Annotated in this window: 2 protein-coding genes; both read left to right on the plus strand. The window is 71.1% G+C overall.

The genetic code is table 11. The features are described 5' to 3' along the window. The coding region (locus tag BN12_RS21610; protein WP_048555618.1) for an esterase family protein at positions 1-1,548 on the plus strand (1,548 nt) is incomplete at its 5' end. A gap of 1,003 nt (positions 1,549-2,551) precedes the next feature. Next, positions 2,552-3,953 (plus strand): bifunctional UDP-N-acetylglucosamine diphosphorylase/glucosamine-1-phosphate N-acetyltransferase GlmU (gene glmU, locus BN12_RS21615; protein WP_048555619.1); only part of this gene is annotated, 1,402 nt, incomplete at its 3' end.

Genomic DNA, 3,953 nt, shown 5'->3' on the forward strand with positions numbered 1-3,953 from the left:
CCGGCCCGCCGGACCCCGCCGAAGCTCCCCCGTCCCGCCCCCGCGCCGCTCGCCGAGAGCGCGGCGGTCGCGGCCCTCGTGGCCCGGCTCGACGCTCTCGATGACCCGGCCGCGCGCGACCGGGTCGTCGCCGCGTTCTGGGGGGAGGAGGCCCGCCGCACGCCACTCATCGAGCCCGTCGAGGGACGCGACGACGAGCGGATCGTGACCTTCCTCTGGCGCGACGGAACGGCATACCAGATCCTGCTCTTCGTCAACCGTCTCACCGACGAGCGCGATCTCGAGTCGAGCCTCATGCGGCGCGTCGCCGGGACCGACGTGTGGCACCTGTCCTACCGGATGGGATCGGACTGGCGCGCGTCGTATGCCGTGCTGCCGCACCGTCCGGGGGAGCCGGTGCCGTGGACCGACGAGCACGACCAGGTCGCCGTCCGGGCGGCGCTCGACCACGGGCTGCCGGACCCCCGCAACCCGGTATGCAACAGGAACCGGTCCGGCGTCCTCCAGTCCGTCGCCGAGCTGCCCGACGCCCCGCCGCAGCCCTGGCTCGCCCCCCGCGCCGGCGTGCCGCGCGGGACGGTCGAGCGGTGTTCGGGTCCCGATGGCCGGACGCTGTGGGTCTACCGGCCGCCGTCCGCCGGTGAACCCGTCCCAGACCGGGGCGGCGTCGACGACGTGCTCGCCCGCCGCCCGCCCGGGTCCTCTACCGCCGGTGGACTCGTTCCCGGTCGCGGTGACGACGACGGGCCCGCCCGCCGCCCGCCGTCCGATGGACTCACCCTTGGTCGCGGTGGCGACGACGAGTTCGCCCGCCGCCCGCCGTCCGATGGACTCACCCTTGGTCGCGGTGATGACGACGAGATCCTCGTCAATCCGAGCAGGGATGGCGACGAATGCGTCCGTCGGCCGCCCGCGCCGCAGCTCGCTGCCGAGCACCGGTTGCCGCTCCTCATGGTCCTCGACGGCGAGGTGTGGACCGGCCACCAGGACCTGCCGATGACGCTCGACAACCTCATCGCCGACCGCGAGATCCCTCCGGTCCACGCGGTCTTCGTCGACTCGGGCGGTCGCGATCGACGCTGGGCCGAGCTCGACGAGGGTGGCCACCTCGACGACTACCTGGCTGGAGACCTCCTCGCCTGGGCCCGCGAGCGGTACCCCATCAGCGACGACAGCCGCGACGTCATCGTCGTCGGACAGAGCCTCGGCGCCCTCACGGCACTGTGGACCCTCGTCCGCCATCCCGATGCGGTCGGGGCAGCGATCAGCCAGTCCGCCTCGCTCTGGCAGGACGCCATCCTGTCCGCCATCCCCGGCAGCGACCTCACGGGCACCCGAGCCTGGCTCGAGGTCGGCCGCCAGGAGTGGGTCCTCCAGCCTCGTCATCCCGCCGTCGTCGACCTGCTCCGCCAGGCGGGGGCCGAGGTGCGCTACACGGAGTTCAACGGCGGCCACGACTATGCGTGCTGGCGCGGCGGCCTGGCCGACGCGCTCCGCGCCCTCCTCCGGTCTCGTCCCGCCGCGATCCGCTCCACCGGGTGGAGGTAACTCGTGACCAGGTGGGTTCAAGGGCTGGCGCAACGTCCTTGGTTACCTCGACTCGGGTGGGCTGCCTGGGGTTGAGGTAGGGGGTGACCGTCGCGAGGTCTCTGGTTACCTCCACTCGGGCGGGCTGCTTGGGGTCGAGGTATCCGGTGACCGTCGCGAGGTCTCCGGTTACCTCCACTCGGGTGGGCTGTCTGGGGTTGAGGTATCTGGTGACCAACGCGAGGTCTCTAGGTACCTCCACTCAGGCGGGCTCTCCGGGGTCGAGGTATCCGGTGACCATCGCGAGGTCTCCGGTTACCTCCACTCAGGCGGGGTCTTCCGGGGTCGAGGTATCTGGTGACGCCCGTGAGATCGTCGTCATCTCGATCCCAGGGCCGTACCTCCACTCGGACGGGCTCGTCGGCGTCGAGGGTGAGGGGTGACCCACCTCGGCGCCGTCGGTTACCTCGACTCGGGTGGGCTGTCTGGGGTTGAGGTATGTGGTGACCATTGCGAGGTCTCTGGTTACCTCCACTCGGGTGGGCTGCCCTGGGGTCGAGGTATGTGGTGACCGTCGCGAGGTCTCTGGTGACCTCCACTCGAGCGGGTCTTCCGGGGTCGAGGTATCTGGTGACGCCCCTGAAGTCGTCGTCATCTCGATCCCAGGGTCGTACCTCGACTCGGGCGGGTTCTCCGGCGTCGAGGGTGAGGGGTGACCACCTTGGCGCCGTTGGTTACCTCCACTCGGGTGGGCTGCCCTGGGGTCGAGGTATGTGGTGACCGCCGCGAGGTATCTGGTTACCTCCACTCGGGCGGGTTCTCCGGAGTCGAGGTAGGTGGTGACCGTCGCCGGGTCTCTGGTTACCTCGACTCGGGTGGGCTGCCTGGGGTCGAGGTAAGTGGTGACCGCGGCCGGAGTCCACCGACGTCCGTGGCACTCATGACGTGGCACTCATGATGGGGCACTCATGACCGGGCAGTAGCATGGCGGGCGTCCCCAGCCCCTCCCCACGGGAGCTCGTGCGTGAACACCCCACGGCCTGCGGCCGTCATCATCCTCGCGGCAGGCGAGGGAACCCGGATGAAGTCGTCGACGCCGAAGGTCCTCCACCGGATCGCCGGTCGGACCCTCCTCGGCCACGCGATGGCGGCGGCCCGGGCGACGAATCCCGAGCATCTCGTCGTCGTCGTCCGGCACGGCCGGGACGCGGTCGCCGAGCACGTGACGAGCGTCGACCCGCAGGCTCTCGTCGCCGACCAGGACGAGGTCAAAGGCACAGGGCGGGCCGCCGAGTGTGGGCTCGGCGTGTTGCCGGAGGGCCTCACGGGCACGGTTCTCGTGACGTACGGCGACGTCCCCCTCCTCACCGGCGAGACGCTCGCGGACCTGCTGGCGTCGCATACCACGCAGGGCAGCGCCGTGACCGTCGTGACGGCCCACGTGAGCGACCCGACCGGCTACGGCCGGATCCTGCGGGACGCCGACGGTTCGGTGACCGGCATCGTCGAGCAGAAGGACGCGACGCCCGAGCAGGTGGCCGTCCGCGAGATCAACTCGGGCATCTACGCCTTCGACGCGACGGTCCTCCGGGCGAGCCTCGCCGTCGTGGGCACCGACAACGCCCAGGGCGAGAAGTACCTCACCGACGTCCTCGCCATCGCCCGCTCGGAAGGTGGCACGGTCCGGGCGCACCTCGTCGAGGACCTATGGCAGACCGAGGGCGTCAACGACCGCGTCCAGCTCGCCGCCCTCGGCCGTGAGCTCAACCGCCGCATCTGTGAACGCTGGATGCGCGACGGCGTGACGATCGTCGACCCGGCGACGACGTGGATCGACACCGACGTGACGATCGGCGCCGACACGACGATCGAGCCTGGCACCCAGCTGCTCGGGGCGACGACGATCGGCTCGGCGGCGACCGTCGGGCCCGAGGTGACGATCGTCGACTGCGAGGTGGGCGACCGGGCACACGTGCGGCGGGCCGAGGCCCACCTCGCCGTCATCGGCGAGGCAGCGACCGTCGGGCCGTACTCCTACCTGCGCCCCGGCACCGAGCTCGGCGCGAAGGGCAAGATCGGCGGGTTCGTCGAGACGAAGAATGCGCAGATCGGCGACGGCGCGAAGGTTCCCCATCTCACGTATGCCGGTGACGTCACCATCGGCGAGGGCGCCAACATCGGCGCCGGCACGATCTTCGCGAACTACGACGGCGTCGCCAAGCACCACTCGAGCGTGGGGCGACACAGCTTCATCGGGTCCCAGACCGTCGTCGTCGCCCCCGTCACGGTGGCCGACGGTGCGTACGTCGGGGCCGGCTCGACCCTCGAGAGCGACGTGGGACCCGGCCAGATCGCCGTCGCGCGGGCCCGCCAGCGGAACGTCGATGGGTGGGTCGAGCGCCGACGAGCCGGTACCGCCACCGCCG

Origin of the sequence: Nostocoides japonicum T1-X7, assembly GCF_001046855.1 — a bacterium.
Lineage (GTDB): Bacteria > Actinomycetota > Actinomycetes > Actinomycetales > Dermatophilaceae > Nostocoides > Nostocoides japonicum.